Annotated in this window: 14 protein-coding genes; 10 read left to right on the plus strand and 4 right to left on the minus strand. The window is 74.8% G+C overall.

From position 1 onward, the window contains the following. Positions 1–2 precede the first annotated feature (2 nt). Positions 3–1325: a homogentisate 1,2-dioxygenase gene (gene hmgA, locus IE245_RS30250; RefSeq protein WP_189953341.1), complete on the minus strand. Its 1323-nt coding sequence runs from the start codon at positions 1323–1325 to the stop codon at positions 3–5. A 305-nt stretch (positions 1326–1630) separates the two neighbouring features. Between hmgA and IE245_RS30255 the strand changes: the two genes are divergently transcribed. The 7 genes from IE245_RS30255 to IE245_RS30285 all read left to right on the plus strand — a co-directional run bounded on the left by IE245_RS30255 (position 1631) and on the right by IE245_RS30285 (position 10462). Then, complete coding sequence (locus IE245_RS30255) at positions 1631–2278, plus strand: TetR/AcrR family transcriptional regulator (protein WP_189953343.1); 648 nt, start codon at positions 1631–1633, stop codon at positions 2276–2278. A gap of 100 nt (positions 2279–2378) precedes the next feature. Continuing rightward, complete coding sequence (locus IE245_RS30260) at positions 2379–4595, plus strand: molybdopterin oxidoreductase family protein (RefSeq protein ID WP_189953345.1); 2217 nt, start codon at positions 2379–2381, stop codon at positions 4593–4595. A gap of 118 nt (positions 4596–4713) precedes the next feature. After that, entirely contained in the window at positions 4714–6141 is a 1428-nt protein-coding gene (locus IE245_RS30265; protein WP_189953347.1) for a CitMHS family transporter, read from the plus strand. A 118-nt stretch (positions 6142–6259) separates the two neighbouring features. Next, complete coding sequence (locus IE245_RS30270) at positions 6260–6919, plus strand: hypothetical protein (protein WP_189953349.1); 660 nt, start codon at positions 6260–6262, stop codon at positions 6917–6919. After that, positions 6906–7691: a class F sortase gene (locus IE245_RS30275; RefSeq protein WP_189953351.1), complete on the plus strand. Its 786-nt coding sequence runs from the start codon at positions 6906–6908 to the stop codon at positions 7689–7691. The genes IE245_RS30270 and IE245_RS30275 overlap by 14 nt, the downstream gene beginning before the upstream one ends. 241 nt (positions 7692–7932) lie before the next feature. After that, on the plus strand, positions 7933–9324 hold the full coding sequence (locus tag IE245_RS30280; protein WP_189953353.1) for an aldehyde dehydrogenase family protein: 1392 nt from the start codon (positions 7933–7935) through the stop codon (positions 9322–9324). A 58-nt stretch (positions 9325–9382) separates the two neighbouring features. Beyond that, positions 9383–10462 carry a zinc-binding dehydrogenase gene (locus IE245_RS30285; protein ID WP_189953355.1) on the plus strand — a complete coding sequence of 360 codons (1080 nt, stop codon included), beginning with the start codon at positions 9383–9385 and terminating at the stop codon, positions 10460–10462. Between the two features lie 27 nt (positions 10463–10489). Here IE245_RS30285 and IE245_RS30290 read toward each other — a convergent pair whose 3' ends face one another. The 3 genes from IE245_RS30290 to IE245_RS30300 all read right to left on the minus strand — a co-directional run bounded on the left by IE245_RS30290 (position 10490) and on the right by IE245_RS30300 (position 13227). Continuing rightward, positions 10490–11434 carry a DMT family transporter gene (locus IE245_RS30290; protein WP_189953357.1) on the minus strand — a complete coding sequence of 315 codons (945 nt, stop codon included), beginning with the start codon at positions 11432–11434 and terminating at the stop codon, positions 10490–10492. 353 nt (positions 11435–11787) lie between these two features. Further along, positions 11788–12483, minus strand: coding sequence for an ArsR/SmtB family transcription factor (locus IE245_RS30295; RefSeq protein WP_189953358.1), 696 nt, complete (start codon positions 12481–12483; stop codon positions 11788–11790). 18 nt (positions 12484–12501) lie between these two features. After that, positions 12502–13227 carry a TetR/AcrR family transcriptional regulator gene (locus IE245_RS30300; protein WP_229851683.1) on the minus strand — a complete coding sequence of 242 codons (726 nt, stop codon included), beginning with the start codon at positions 13225–13227 and terminating at the stop codon, positions 12502–12504. A 67-nt stretch (positions 13228–13294) separates the two neighbouring features. Between IE245_RS30300 and IE245_RS30305 the strand changes: the two genes are divergently transcribed. From IE245_RS30305 to IE245_RS30315, 3 genes are all read left to right on the plus strand, one after another. After that, positions 13295–14446: an acyl-CoA dehydrogenase family protein gene (locus IE245_RS30305; protein ID WP_189953360.1), complete on the plus strand. Its 1152-nt coding sequence runs from the start codon at positions 13295–13297 to the stop codon at positions 14444–14446. 72 nt (positions 14447–14518) lie between these two features. Then, positions 14519–14809, plus strand: coding sequence for a YiaA/YiaB family inner membrane protein (locus IE245_RS30310; protein WP_189953362.1), 291 nt, complete (start codon positions 14519–14521; stop codon positions 14807–14809). A gap of 109 nt (positions 14810–14918) precedes the next feature. Next, positions 14919–15542: a TetR/AcrR family transcriptional regulator gene (locus IE245_RS30315; RefSeq protein WP_189953364.1), complete on the plus strand. Its 624-nt coding sequence runs from the start codon at positions 14919–14921 to the stop codon at positions 15540–15542. Positions 15543–15612 lie beyond the last annotated feature (70 nt).

Consider the following 15612-nt stretch of genomic DNA (forward strand, 5'->3'; position numbering starts at 1 on the left):
GCCTACGGCCGGAAATGACGCTCAAGACCCTGCCACACGTCGTCGTAGCCGCGCTGCAGGTGGTCGGCGCCGGCGGCCTGCGCGGTCGCCGTCACCGGCCAGCGCGTCTCGAACATGAAGGCCAGGCCGTCGTCGATCTTCTGGGGCTTCAGCTCGGCGGCGCTCGCCCGGTCGAAGGTCTCCCGGTCGGGGCCGTGCGCGGACATCATGTTGTGCAGCGAGCCGCCGCCGGGCACGAATCCCCCCTTTCCGGCTGTCTTGGCGTCGTACGCGCCCTCGATGAGGCCCATGTACTCGCTCATCACGTTCCGGTGGAAGTACGGCGGCCGGAAGGTGTCCTCGCCGACCAGCCAGCGCGGGGCGAAGACCACGAAGTCGACGCCGGCCAGGCCGGGGGTGTCGGAGGGGGAGGTGAGCACGGTGAAGATCGACGGGTCGGGGTGGTCGTAGGAGATCGTCCCGATGACGTTGAAGCGGCGCAGGTCGTAGACGTACGGGGTGTGGTTGCCGTGCCAGGCGACGACGTCCAGCGGCGAGTGGCCGTACGTCGCCGTCCAGAGGTTGCCGCAGAACTTGTTGACCACCTCCACCGGGCCCTCGACGTCCTCGTAGGCGGCGACCGGGGCGCGGAAGTCCCGGGCGTTCGCGAGGCCGTTGGCGCCGATCGGGCCGAGGTCGGGGAGCTGGAAGGGGGCGCCGTAGTTCTCGCAGACGTAGCCGCGCGCGGTCTCGTCGAGCAGCTCGACGCGGAAGCGGACGCCGCGCGGGATCAGCGCGACCTCGCCGGGGCGGGCCGCGAGCAGCCCCAGCTCGGTGCGGAGGAGGAGGCCGCCGCGCTCGGGGACGATCAGCAGCTCGCCGTCCGAGTCGCCGAAGACCCGCTCCATGGAGGCGTTGGCGTGGTAGAGGTGCACGGCCATGCCGGCCCGCTGGGCCGCGTCGCCGTTGCCGCCGAGGGTCCACAGGCCGGCCAGCCAGTCGGTGCCGGGCGCCGGCTCCGGCAGCGGGTTCCAGCGCAGCCGGTTGGGGTCGGCGACCGTCTCGGCGAAGGGGGCGGTGCGCACCGCGCCGTTGTCGGTCCGGACGAACGGCGGATGGGCCGCCGAGGGGCGGATCCGGTACAGCCACGAGCGCCGGTTGTGCGCCCGCGGCTCGGTGAACGCGCTGCCGCTGAGCTGCTCGGCGTAGAGGCCGAGCGGGGCGCGCTGCGGCGAGTTGCGGCCCTCCGGAAGGGCGCCGGGGAGCGCCTCCGAACCGTGCTCGTTGCCGAATCCGGTGCTGTAGGTGAGCGCCTCGGCCGTCTTCCTGGCCTGCTCGGTCGTCATCGCCCGCTCCTGTCCTGAAAGAAATCCTATGGATGACCGTAGGATTCCGCGCGGCTCCCGTCAACGGGGCGGGGGGAAACGGTGTCCACGATCCGTCCGCGTGTTCGCCGTCATCCGTCCGCGTGTCCGCCGTCCATCCGCCCTCGGCCCCACCGTCATCTGCCCGCGCGTCCGCAGCCATCCGCCCGGGTGTCCGCCGTCATCCGCCCTCGGGCCCGCCGTCATCCGCCCGCGCCGACGGGGACGTCCGGGCCGCCCCGGCGGGATCGGACCGCTCATCGCCCGGACGGGACCGGAGCGGCATCATGGACCCCGTGCCCCAGACCCGCCCGCACGACGCGCCCCCCGCGCTCCGCCGCGCCCCCGTCCAGCGGCGCAGCGCCGAGCGGCTCGCCCGCATCCTCGACGCCTGCGCCGGGCTCCTCGACGAGACCGGCTACGAGCAGCTGAGCACCCGGGCCGTCGCCGTCCGCGCCGGCGTCCCGATCGGCTCCGTCTACCGCTTCTTCGGCAACAAGCGGGCCATGGTCGCCGCCCTCGCCCACCGCAACCTCGACCGGTACGCCGAGCGGATCTCCGCCCGCTTCGAGCGGACGCCCGTCCTCGACGAGCGCTCCGCCATCGACGGCGTCCTCGACGAGTTCCTCGCGATGAAGCGCGGCGTCCCCGGCTTCGCCCTCGTCGACTTCGGCGTGCCCGCCGCCGAGGAGGCCGGGGAAGGAGCCGCCGAGGACCCCAACGGCAAGGTCGCCGAGCGGATCTGCGGCCTCCTCGCCGCCCACCTCGGCCGCGCCGACGACGAGACGCTGCGCCGCAAGGTCCTCGTCTGCGTCGAGACCGCCGACACCCTGGTCCGCCTCGCCTTCCGCGCCGACCCCGCCGGCGACCCGGCGCTCATCGACGAGACCCGGCAGCTCCTCCACGCCTACCTCGCGCCCTCCCTCACCGGCTGACCCCGGGAGGCGCGGGGCCGCGCTCCCCCTCCCGTACGTCCCTACCGGTCGGTATGCTCGCCGCGAGCTGCCGCCCCGCCGCCGTCCCACGGGAGACGCCATGTCCACCGCCCCACGCATCTGCCCCCTCTGCGAAGCGACCTGCGGACTCGTCCTGACCCTCGACGGCAGCCGGGTCACCGGCGCCCGCGGGGACCGGGACGACGTCTTCAGCAGAGGCTTCATCTGCCCGAAGGGCGCCGCCTTCCCCCAGGTCGACGCCGACCCCGACCGGCTGCGCACCCCGCTCGTCCGCGAGAACGGCGAGCTGCGGGAGGCGAGCTGGGAGGAGGCCTTCGACACGATCGCGGCGAGGATCCGTCCGCTGATCGAGGGCCACGGGCCCGACGCCCTGGGCATCGTCCTGGGCAACCCCAACGTCCACACGATGGCCGGAGCGCTCTACCCGCCCCTCCTCCTCCGCGCCGCGGGCACGAGCAACCTCTTCACCGCCTCCACGCTCGACCAGATGCCCAAGCACGTCTCCAGCGGGCTCCTCTTCGGCGACCCCTTCGCCATCCCCGTCCCCGACCTGGACCGCACCGACCACCTCCTGGTCATCGGCGCCAATCCGCTGGACTCCAACGGAAGCCTCTGCACCGCCCCCGACTTCCCCGGCCGGCTCGCCGCGCTCCGCCGCCGGGGCGGCACCCTCACCGTCGTCGACCCCCGGCGCACCCGCACCGCCCGCCTCGCCGACCGTCACCTCGCCCCCCGGCCCGGCACCGACGCCCTCCTCCTCGCCGCCCTGGTCCACACCCTCTTCGCCGAGGGCCTCGCCGACCCCGGCCCGCTCGCCGACCGCACCGAGGGCGTCGACCAGGTCCGGGACGCCGTGAGGGAGTTCACCCCCGAGGCCGTCGCCCCGGTCTGCGAACTCGACCCCGGCACGATCCGCGCCGTCGCCCGGGAGCTCGCCGCCGCGCCCACCGCCGCCGTCTACGGGCGGATGGGCAGCTCCACCGTGTCCCACGGCACCCTCGCCAACTGGCTCGTCGACGTCCTCAACGTCCTCACCGGCAACCTCGACCGGCCCGGCGGCGCGCTCTTCCCCCGCTCCGCCACCGCCCCGGCGCCCCGCCCCGCGGGGCCGGGCCGCGGCTTCCTCCTCGGCCGCCGCCGCAGCCGCGTCTCCGGACACCCCGAGGCCAAGGGGGAGTTCCCGCTCGCCGCCCTCGCCGAGGAGATCGACACCCCGGGGGAGGGCCGCATCCGGGCGCTGATCACCATCGCCGCCAACCCCGTCCTCTCCGCCCCCGACGGGCTCCGGCTCGACGCGGCCCTCACGAGCCTCGACCTGATGGTCTGCGTCGACCCCTACCTCAACGAGACGACCCGCCACGCCGACGTCCTGCTGCCCCCGCCGCCGCCCTCCCAGAGCGCCCACTTCGACTTCGCCTTCAACGGGTTCGCCGTCCGCGACCAGGTCCGCCACACCCCGGCCGCCGTCCCCCTGGAGGCCGGGCGGATGGACGAGTGCGAGATCCACGCCCGGCTGATCCTCGCGGTGTCGGGCATGCACGGAGCGCCGCCGTCCGCCGTCGACGACCTCGCCGTCGACACCCTCGTCGCCAGGGCGGTCACCCAGCCGCACTCGCCCGCGTACGGCGCCGATCCCAAGGAGTTCGCCGCCGGACTCACCGGGGAGAACGGTGCCGAGCGGCGGCTCGACCTGATGCTGCGGCTCGGGCCGTACGGCCTCACCCTCGACGAGCTCAAGGCACACCCGCACGGCATCGACCTCGGCCCGCTCAAGCCCCGCCTGGACGAGGTCCTGAACACCCGCACCGGCCGGATCGAACTCCTCCCGGACCCCATCGCCGCCGACCTGCCCCGGCTGCGGGCCGCCCTCACCGCCGTACCGGAGCCGGGGACCCTCCAGCTGGTGGGCCGCCGCCATCTGCGGTCCAACAACAGCTGGCTCCACAACACCCCGGCGCTCACCGGCGGTTCCAACCGCTGCACCCTCCAGGTGCACCCGGAGGACGCCGAGCGGCTGCGGCTCGCCGACGGCGGCCCCGCCAGGATCACGGGCGCGGGCGGCGAGCTGACGGCGGAGGTCGAGGTCACCGACGCGGTGCGGCCCGGGGTGGTCAGCCTGCCGCACGGCTGGGGCCACGACCGGCCCGGCACCCGCCTGTCCGTGGCCGCCGCCCGGCCCGGTGTCAACGTCAACCAGCTGCTCGACGGCACCCTCCTCGACCCGCTCTCCGGCACCGCCGTCCTCAACGGCTTCCCCGTCGAGGTGGCCCCGCTCGAACCGGCACCCCTGCTGTGACCTGGGGTTCTGCTCGTATTGCTCACGGGCGGAACCCTTGTTGAGGCCGGAAGGGGGCACCTACGGTCATCCGGACCGCCGCTCGGCGGCTGTTCAACGGTGAACGTGAGGTGCCTCCATGCTGACCGTCCTCGGCTTCGCCATGATCGCGACCTTCCTGGTCCTGATCATGATGAAGAGGATGTCGCCGATCGCGGCGCTCGTCCTGATCCCCGCCCTGTTCTGCGTCGCCGTCGGACAGGGCGCGCAGCTCGGCGACTACGTCATCGACGGCGTGGGCAAGCTGGCCCCCACCGCGGCCATGCTCATGTTCGCGATCGTCTACTTCGGCGTGATGATCGACGTCGGCCTCTTCGACCCGATCGTCCGGGCCATCCTGCGCTTCTGCAAGGCCGACCCGGTCCGCGTGGTCGTCGGCACGGCGGTCCTCGCCGCGATCGTCTCCCTCGACGGCGACGGTTCCACGACCTTCATGATCACCGTCTCGGCGATGTACCCGCTCTACAAGCGGCTCGGCATGAGCCTCGTCGTCCTCACCGGCGTGGCGGCCACGGCCAACGGCGTGATGAACACCCTGCCCTGGGGCGGTCCCACCGCCCGCGCCGCGACCGCGCTCAAGCTCGACGCCGGCGACATCTTCGTGCCGATGATCCCGGCCCTGGCGGCCGGACTGCTCTTCGTGATCGCCCTCGCCTACGTCCTCGGCCGCCGGGAGCGGAAGCGGATCGGCTACCTCACCCTCGACGAGGCGCTCGCCCCCGGCGTCGACGCGGAGACCGTCCTCGTGGGCGCCGGCGCGGGCAAGGGCGGCGGCGAGGGGGAGGGGCGGGCGGTCCCGCGGACGGGCGGCGGTGCCGGCGCGGCCGACGACGCCCCCGGCGAGGAGGGCGCCGGGGCCGCGGGCTTCCAGGGCCTCGACCCGCAGCGCGCCACCCTCCGGCCCCGGCTGTACTGGTTCAACGCCGCGCTCACCGTCGGCCTGCTCACCGCGATGATCCTCGAAGTGCTGCCGATCCCGGTGCTCTTCCTCATCGGCGCCGCCCTCGCGCTCACCGTGAACTTCCCGCGCCCCGCCGACCAGAAGGAGCGGCTGGCCGCGCACGCGGACAACGTCCTCAACGTCTCCGGCATGGTCTTCGCCGCCGCCGTCTTCACCGGCGTCCTCACCGGCACCGGCATGGTCAAGCACATGGCCGACTGGCTGGTCGGCGCCATCCCGGACGCGATGGGCCCGCACATGGCGCTGGTCACCGGGGTGCTGAGCCTGCCGCTCACCTACTTCATGTCGAACGACGGCTTCTACTTCGGCGTCCTGCCCGTCCTCGCGGAGGCCGGCGCCGCCCACGGCGTCTCCCCGCTGGAGATCGCCCGCGCCTCGCTCGCCGGCCAGGCGCTGCACATGTCGAGCCCGCTCGTCCCGGCGGTGTACGTGCTGGTCGGCATGGCGAAGGTGGAGTTCGGCGACCACACCCGCTTCACCGTGAAGTGGGCCGCCCTCACCTCGCTCGTGGTGCTCGCGGCGGGGGTGCTCTTCGGCATCGTCTGAGCCGGACGGGCGACTTGGGCGCGGCGTGGGCATGTCGCTACGGCTCGTGTCGAGTCGGTGACGGATAGTCGGATTATCGCCAAAGATGACCGCTCATGCTCATCCTGGAGGAATCCGCATGTCCGTCCGTACCTTCCGTCCCCTCGTCGGCACCGCCGCCGTCTCCGCAGTCCTCGGCGGGCTGGTCTTCGCCGGCGCCCCGGCCGCGTACGCCGCCCCCGGTGACAACGGCGACGTCAAGATCCACCACGCCGGCCGCGCCGACGAGCCGCCGCGGACGCCGGAGACCGACCAGCGCAACGAACCCAAGGTCTGCACGTTCTACATCTCGGCCCTCGGCTTCGACGGGCTGCAGACGCTCAACTGGACGATCGCGCCCCAGCCCCCCAAGGGCGGCACGGTCAAGAGCGGGGCCATCATGGTCGACCCCGCCGGCAACGGCTACACCCCGGACATCGAGCTCCCCGACGGCATGTACAAGGTCGAGTGGACCTGGACGGGCCAGATGGGCGCCAAGAAGAGCAAGGTCTTCCGGGTCGACTGCGACCACTTCACCAACCCGCCGAACGGCAACGGCGGTAACGGCAACGGCGGCAACGGCCACCACAAGCCCCCGCACGGCCCGGTCGGCGCCGGCGGCGGCGGCGCCGCCCAGCTCGCGGCCGAGCAGGACTCCTCGGCCTTCGGCGTCGGCGCGGCGGCCGCCGCCGGCCTCGCGGGCCTCGCCGGCGTGGTGCTGATCCGCCGCTCGCGCCGCCGCAGCAATGGCGCGGCGTAAGGCCCGTCTCACGCGCCGGCAGCGGCGGCTCCTCCGGCTCGCCAGGACCGTGGCACTGGCCGCGGTCCTGGTGACCGGGGGCGTGTGGTGGAGCGGGGACGCAGACCCCGCCGACCGGACGCCCGTCGCCGGGGCCGACGCCAAGTCCGTCCCCACGGCCGCCGACGCCCCGGCGGCCGACGGCGGCGAGCGGGGCGCCGGCCCGAAGGACGGCGCCCGGAGCCGCGCGGACGGAGGCGAGGCCCGTCCCCCCGCCTCGGCACCCCCCGCCCGGCCCGCGAAACCGGCGCCGCCCCCCGCCCCGCTCTCCCGCTCGCGCCCCACCGTCCTCGCCGTGCCCGCGATCACCATCGAGGCGCCCGTCCTGGACCTCGCGCTCGACCGGAAGGGGCAGCTGGGCGTGCCCCCGGTCGACGACCCGGAGAAGGTCGGCTGGTACGCGCGCGGCCCGGCGCCCGGCGAGCGCGGCACGGCCGTGATGGTCGGCCACCGGGACACCCTCACCGGGCCCGCCGTCTTCCTCGACCTCGGCTCGCTCGGCCCCGGCAACACCGTCCGGGTGGCCCGCGCCGACGGGCGGGTCGCCGTCTTCACCGTCGACAAGGTGCGCACCTACCGGAAGTCCGCCTTCCCCGACAAGGAGGTGTACGGCTCCACCGGCCGCCCCGAACTGCGCCTGCTGACCTGCGGCGGCGCCTACGACCGGGGCTCCGGCTACGACGCGAACATCGTCGTCTTCGCCCACCTCACCGGTGTCGACAAGACGATCTGAACGACCGGGACCGGCGCCGGCCCCGGGTCGGGTACCGTCGGCCCCGGTGGGCCCCGGCCCGGGGCCGACGCGCGGGTCCGCCCGGCGCCGCCGCGGGACGGTCCGCCGCGCGATGAGATCCGCCCCACTCCGGCACCCCCTGGCGCCCTAAAACTAACGTCGCTAGTTTAGGGGCGGCGGAGCCGAGCAGATCGGCCCCGCCGCAGGCGAGCGGTCGAGTGCAGAGGGAATGGGGAAGCTGATGAAGGCCCACGACGCGATGTACATCGGTGGGGAGTGGCGGCCCGCGGCCGGCTCCGGGACGATCCCGGTCGTCGACCCCGCCACCGAGCAGGTCATCGCCCACGTCCCCGCCGGCACGGCCGAGGACGTCGACGCCGCCGTGCGCGCCGCCCGCGCCGCGCTGCCCGGCTGGTCCGCCACCCCGCCCGCCGAGCGGGCCGCCCGGATCGCCGCCCTGCGCGACGCGCTCGCCGCCCGCGCCGAGGAGATCGCCGCCACCGTCACCGCCGAACTCGGCGCCCCGGCGAAGATCGCCGCGGCCGTGCACGCCGGACTGCCGGTCGCGGTGGCCGGCACGTACGCCGAACTCGCCGCCACCCACCCCTTCGTGGAGAAGGTCGGCAACTCCACCGTCTACGCGGAGCCGGTCGGCGTCGTCGCCGCCGTCACCCCCTGGAACTACCCGCTCCACCAGATCGTCGCCAAGGTCGCCCCGGCCCTCGCCGCCGGCTGCGTCACCGTCCTCAAGCCCGCCGAGGACACCCCGCTCACCGCCCAGCTGTTCGCCGAGGCCGTCCACGAGGCGGGCATCCCGGCCGGCGTCTTCAACCTGGTCACCGGCCTCGGCACGGTCGCGGGCCAGGCCCTCGTCGAGCACCCCGGCGTCGACCTGGTCTCCTTCACCGGCTCCACCGCCGTCGGCCGCCGCATCGGCGCCCTCGCCGGCGGCGCGGTCAAGCGGGTCGCCCTCGAACTCGGCGGCAAGTCCGCCAACGTCATCCTGCCCAGCGCCGACCTCGCCAAGGCCGTCGCCGTCGGCGTCGGCAACGTCATGGCCAACTCCGGCCAGACGTGCAGCGCCTGGACCCGGATGCTGGTCCCCGCCGACCGCTACGAGGAGGCCGTGGCGCTCGCCGCCGAGGCCGCCGCCAAGTACACCCCCGGCGAGCGCCTCGGCCCGCTGGTCTCCGCCCGCCAGCGCGACCGCGTCCGCGGCTACATCGAGAAGGGGATCGAGGAGGGCGCCCGGCTCGTCGCCGGCGGCGCCGAGGCCCCGCTGGAGACCGGCTACTACGTCGCGCCGACGGTCTTCGCCGACGTCACGCCCGACATGACCATCGCCCGGGAGGAGATCTTCGGACCGGTCCTCTCCCTCCTCCGGTACGAGGACGAGGACGAGGCGCTGGCGATCGCCAACGGCACCGAGTACGGCCTCGGCGGCGCCGTCTGGGGCGAGGAGGCCGAGGCCGTCGCCTTCGCCCGCCGCATGGAGACCGGCCAGGTCGACATCAACGGCGGCCGGTTCAACCCGCTCGCCCCCTTCGGCGGCTGGAAGCGCTCCGGCATCGGCCGCGAGCTCGGCGCGCACGGTCTCGCCGAGTACCTCCAGACCCGGTCCCTGCAGTTCTGAGCCCCGGCCCGCGCTCCGTCCCGCGCCCCGTCCCGAACCCGCAGAAAGGGAGCCTCCCGTGATCCGTGCCGCCGTCCTGCCCGCCGTCGGTGCCCCGCTGGAGATCACCGGCATCGAGCTGCCCGAGCCCGGCCCCGGCCAGGTCCGGATCCGGCTCGCCGCGGCCGGCGTCTGCCACTCCGACCTGTCGCTCTCCAACGGCACCATGCGCGTCCCGGTCCCGGCCGTCCTCGGCCACGAGGGCTCGGGCACCGTCGTCTCCGTCGGCGAAGGGGTCACCCACGTCGCCCCCGGCGACGGCGTCGTCCTCAACTGGGCGCCGTCCTGCGGCGCCTGCCACCCCTGCTCGCTCGGCGAGGTGTGGCTCTGCGACAACGCCCTGAGCGGCGCGGCGAACGTGCACGCCCGCACCGCCGACGGCCGCGAGCTGCACCCGGGCCTCAACGTGGCCGCCTTCGCCGAGGAGACGGTCGTCGGCGCGGAGTGCGTCCTGCCCGTCCCGGACGGCGTCCCGCTCGCCGACGCCGCCCTGCTCGGCTGCGCGGTCCTCACCGGCTGGGGGGCCGTGCACCACGCGGCCCGCGTCCGGGAGGGCGAGACCGTCGCCGTCTTCGGCGTCGGCGGCGTCGGCCTCGCCACCCTCCAGGCCGCCCGGATCGCCGGTGCCTCCACGATCGTCGCCGTGGACGTCTCCCCGGAGAAGGAACGGCTGGCACGGGCCGCCGGAGCCACCGAGTACGTCGTGGCCTCCGAGAGGACCGCCCGCGAGATCCGGGCGCTGACCGGCGGGCACGGCGTCGACGTGGCCGTCGAGTGCGTGGGCCGCGCCGTCACCATCCGCACCGCCTGGGAGTCCACCCGGCGCGGCGGCCGCACCACCGTCGTCGGCATCGGGGGCAAGGACCAGCAGGTCTCCTTCCACGCCCTGGAGATCTTCCACTGGGGCCGCACCCTCGCCGGCTGCGTGTACGGCAACGCGGACCCGGCCGTCGACCTGCCGGTCATCGCCGCGCACATCCGGGACGGCCGCTTCGACCTGGGCGCGCTCGTCACCGAGCGGATCACCCTCGACGGCATCCCCGGCGCCTTCGACGCCATGGTCGCGGGCAAGGGCGGCCGCGCCCTCGTCGTCTTCTGAGCCCCGTCCCGGAGGAGACCGCGGCCGTCACGGGGCGTCCGCGGTCTCCTCCGGGACGGAGGCCGCGCCGGGCGCCGGGGCGGCGGCGGACCCGCGCGGGCGGGACCGCGCCACCGCCACCCCGGCCAGGCACAGCGCGCCGCCGGCCAGCGTCAGCGCCCCCGGCAGCTCGCCGAGCAGCGCCCAGGCCATCAGGACCACCAGGGCGGGCACGGCGTACGTGGTCGCGCCCATCCGTCCCGCGGTCGTCCGCGCCAGCGCGTACGCCCAGGTCGTGAAGGCGAGCGCGGTCGGGAACACCCCGAGGTAGACCATGTTCGCGGTCGCCGCGAGCGGCGCCCGCGCCGCCTCCGTCACCAGCTGTCCGGCGAAGGGGAGGCAGGCCGCGGCGCCGATCGCGCAGCCGAAGGCCGTCACCTGGAGCGGGCTCGCGTGCGCCAGGGCCGGCTTCTGCGCCACGACCCCGCCCGCGTACGCCACCGCCGCCAGCAGGCAGAGCGCGACGCCCAGGACCGAGGCGTGGCCGTCCTCGCCGGACATCGACAGGCCCACGGCCACCGCGCCCGCGAAGGACACCGCCATGCCGGCGAGCAGCCGGGGCGGCAGCCGCTCGCCCAGGAAGCGGGCGCCGAGCAGGGCGATCAGGATCGGGCCGACGTTGACGAGCATCGCCGCGGTACCGGCGTCGACCTCCCGTTCGCCCCAGTTCAGGACGACCATGTACACCCCGAACCAGAGCAGCCCGGAGACGAGGATCCCCGGCCACGCGCCGCGGGCCGGTAGTCCCTCGCGCCGGATCAGGAGGACGGCCCCGAGGACCAGCGCCCCGGCGAGCAGCCGCCCGAGCGCGAGCGCGCCGGGGGAGTAGGCGGCCCCGGCGCTGCGGATGGAGACGAAGGCGGACGCCCACAGGACGACGGTGACCCCGGCGGCGGCGAGCGCGAGCCGGGCGGAGGAGACGGATTTCGGCATGCCCCGACGGTAGGACCCGCACCCTTCGGTCCACACCGCAATATCCCGCGCTCCCACGGCTGCCCCCGCCGGGCCCCCACCGCCGGAGCCTCCAGCCGCCCCCGCCGGCCCCCACCACCGGAGCCTCCAGCCGCCCCCCGTCGGGCCCCCACACCGGAGCCTCCAGGCGCCCCCGTCGAATCCCCCGCCGGAGCCTCCGGCCGACCCCTCGACCGGCCCCGACCGGAGCTCCCCGCCGGAACCCACCCGGAACCCGCCGACGCGCCCCGTCGGACCCCCGGCCCCGTCGGCCCCCCGGCGCCCCCGGCCCCGCCGATGCCCCCGGCCCCGCCGACGCCTCCCGGCGCCGCCGCTCACCGCACCGCGTCGGCCTCGATCCCGAGTTCGCGCCGCAGCGCGCGCTCCCCGGCCGGGGTGACCTTCACCGCGCGCTCGGAGCCGATGCGTACACACCAGCCGCTGTCCAGCGCGTGCGCGCAGAGCGCCGCGCCCGCGAGGCCCGCGAGGTGGGGGCGGCGCTCGGTCCAGTCCAGGCAGGCGCGCGCGAGGGGCCGCCGGCCCTTCGGCGCGAGGGGGATGCCGAGGCCCGCGAACCACGCCAGGCCCTGCTCCGTGAGGGCGAACCCGGTGTCCTGGCGCAGCAGTCCGCGCGCGGTCAGCGCGTCGGTGACGGCGATCCCGAGCCGTCCGGCGAGGTGGTCATAGCAGGTCCGGCCCCGGGCCATCGCCCTCCCCGCGCTCGCCGCCGCCAGCGAGCGGGGCGCCGCGTCCGCCCCGGGCCCGGCCAGGCCGGCGAGCTCCTCCACCAGGTGCGCCATCCCGGGGCCGGCGAGCCGCACGTACCGGTGCCGGCCCTGGCGTTCCTCGGTGAGCACCCCGCCGGCGACGAGCTTCCCGAGGTGTTCGGTGGCGGTGGACGGCGCCACGCGCGCGTGCCGGGCGAGTTCCCCGGCCGTCCAGGCGCGGCCGTCGAGCAGGGCGAGCACCATGGCGGCCCGGCTCTCCTCCGCGAAGAGCGCCGCGAAGGCGGCGAGTTCACTGGCTCCCATGGGCCCAGGATCGCCCGCTCACGCTTCGGCCGCGTCCGAAACGTGGGCCTCCCGCCCATTTCCCGCCTCCGGCCGCCCGTCCCCCGTGCCGGGGCCGCCGTTCCCCGCGCCCAGCACCTCGTACTGCGCGCCCAGGCCGTCGAGCAGGGCCCGCAGGCCCGTCGCGAAGGCGCCCTCGTCGACCTTCTCGCGGTGCTCCGCGAGGAGGTGCGCCTGGCCGAGGTGGGGGTAGTCGGCGGGGTCGTACGCCGTCTCGTCGTCGACGAAGCCCCGGGCGAAGGAGCCGAGGGCCGAGCCGGTGACGAAGTACCGCATCAGGGCGCCGATGTGGGTGGCCTGGGCGGGCGGCCAGCCGGCCCTGACCATGGCGCCGAAGACGGCGTCGGCGACCTTGAGGCCCGCCGGGCGGCGGCCGGGGCCCTGGGCGAGGACCGGCACGACGTGCGGGTGGTCGGCGAGGGCGGCCCGGTAGGAGAGCGCCCAGTCGTGGAGGGCGGTGCGCCAGTCGCGCGGGTCGTCCGGCGCGAACATCGACAGGTCGATCTTGGCGCTCACCGCGTCCGCGACCGCGTCCAGGATCTCGTCCTTGGTGCGGAAGTGGTTGTAGAGCGAGGGTCCGCTCACGCCGAGCTCCGCCGCGAGCCGCCGGGTCGAGAGGGCGGCCAGGCCCTCCGCGTCCACGAGCTCGCCCGCCTTCTCGACGATGCGGTCTCGGCTGAGCAGGGGCTTGCGCGGTCGGGCCATGGCGCACATAGTAGGCCGCACCAATAAAACTAGCAGTGGTAATTAAAGGGATGGGTGAGGTGGCACCGTGGATCTGGCGCTGAGCGAGGAGCAGCAGGACGTACGCCGGCTCGCCGAGGACTTCGTCGCCCGCGAGGTCGCCCCGCACGCCGTCGCGTGGGACCGCGCCGAGGAGGTGGACCGGGGCATCGTGAAGAAGCTCGGCGCCGTCGGCTTCCTCGGGCTCACGATCCCCGAGGAGTACGGCGGCTCGGGCGGCGACCACCTCGCGTACTGCCTGGTCACCGAGGAGCTGGGGCGCGGCGACTCCTCCGTGCGCGGGATCGTCTCCGTCTCCCTCGGCCTGGTCGCCAAGACCCTCGCCTCCTGGGGCACCGAGGAGCAGAAGCGCGCCTGGCTGCCCCGGCTCGCCTCCGGCGAGGCGCTCGGCTGCTTCGGCCTCACCGAGCCCGGCACCGGCTCCGACGCGGGGAACCTGCGCACCCGGGCCGTGCGCGACGGCGGCGACTACGTCATCGACGGCTCCAAGATGTTCATCACCAACGGCACCTGGGCCGACGTCGTGCTGCTCTTCGCGCGCACGAACGACACCCCCGGCCACCGGGGCGTCTCCGCCTTCCTCGTCCCCGCCGACGCCCCCGGCCTCACCCGCCGTGCCGTCCACGGCAAGCTCGGGCTGCGCGGCCAGGCCACCGCCGAACTCGTCCTGGAGGGCGTGCGCGTCCCCGCCTCCGCGATGCTCGGCCCGGAGGGGAAGGGCTTCACCGTCGCCATGTCCGCCCTCGCCAAGGGCCGGATGTCGGTCGCCGCCGGCTGCGTCGGCATCGCCCAGGCCGCCCTCGACGCCGCCGTCCGCTACGCGGGGGAGCGCGAGCAGTTCGGCAAGCCCATCGCCTCGTACCAGCTCGTCCAGGAACTTCTCAGCGACATCTCCGTCGACGTGGACGCGGCCCGGCTGCTGACCTGGCGGGTCGCCGATCTCGTCGACCGCGGCGAGGACTTCGCCACCGCCGCCTCGAAGGCCAAGCTGTACGCCTCCGAGGCCGCCGTGCGCTCCGCCAACAACGCCCTCCAGGTCTTCGGCGGCTACGGCTACATCGACGAGTACCCCGTCGGCAAGCTGCTCCGCGACGCCCGCGTCATGACCCTCTACGAGGGCACCAGCCAGATCCAGAAGCTCGTCATCGGGCGGTCGCTCACCGGGGTCTCCGCCTTCTGAGCTCCGGACCCCAGCCGGTCCTGAGTACCCGTGCGGATGTGGCGCCCGCCACATCCGCCGGAAGCTCTCCCCATGAGCGAGTCACAGGTCAAGCAGCAGAACACCAGCGCCTACCACGCCCAGGCCGTCATCTCCTTCGCGATCGCCCTCGCGGCCGTCACCGTCGGGATCTACCAGCTGGAGGCCGGCGCCTGGGTGCGCGCCTTCCTCGCGGTCTCCGTCCTCTACCTCACGACCTCGGCCTTCACCCTCGCCAAGGTGGTCCGCGACCGGCAGGAGTCGGAGCGGATCGTCAGCCGGGTGGACCAGGCCCGTCTGGAGAAGCTCCTCGCCGAGCACGACCCCTTCCAGCAGAAGCTCTGAGCGGTCCCCGAAGCGCGTCCGGGCCGCCCCCGGGGCGCGGACGGCTCTAAGCGCTTGCTCAGCTTCGTTGTATGGTGTTCGTCCCGACCGGTCCGAGGAGGAGTGTGGGATGAGCGCGGCGGAGCAGACGCCCGAGGGCGAGGACGTGCCCTGGGGCGAGGTCACGCCCGAGGCCGCCCGGAGGCTGCTGGTCGCGGCCGTCGAGGCCTTCGCCGAACGCGGCTACCACGCCACCACCACCCGGGACATCGCCGGGCGGGCCGGCATGAGCCCGGCCGCGCTCTACATCCACTACAAGACCAAGGAAGAGCTGCTCCACCGGATCAGCCGCATCGGTCACGACAAGGCGCTGGAGATTCTCCGGGCCGCCGAGTCCGGCGGCGGCGCCGCGTCCGAGCGGCTCGCCGACGCCGTGCGCTCCTTCGTCCGCTGGCACGCCGAGCACCACACCACCGCCCGGGTCGTCCAGTACGAGCTCGACGCACTCGGCCCCGAGCACCGCGCCGAGATCGTGGAGCTGCGCCGGGAGACCGACGCGAGCGTCCGCCGGATCATCGAGCAGGGCGTGGCGGCCGGCGAGTTCGACCAGGCCGACGTGGCCGGCACCACCGTCGCCGTCCTCTCGCTCTGCATCGACGTCGCCCGCTGGTTCAACCCCGAGGGCCGCCGGACGCCCGACGAGGTCGGCGCGCTCTATGCCGACCTCGTGCTCCGCATGGTGGGCCACCGCTAGGGTCTGTTGTGAAAGTGCTGGTCACAGCCACTCGTTGATGGCTGCGACCAGCACGGTCGCTTCGTAGCGG

Source organism: Streptomyces roseolus (assembly GCF_014649855.1).
Taxonomy (GTDB): Bacteria; Actinomycetota; Actinomycetes; order Streptomycetales; family Streptomycetaceae; genus Streptomyces; species Streptomyces roseolus.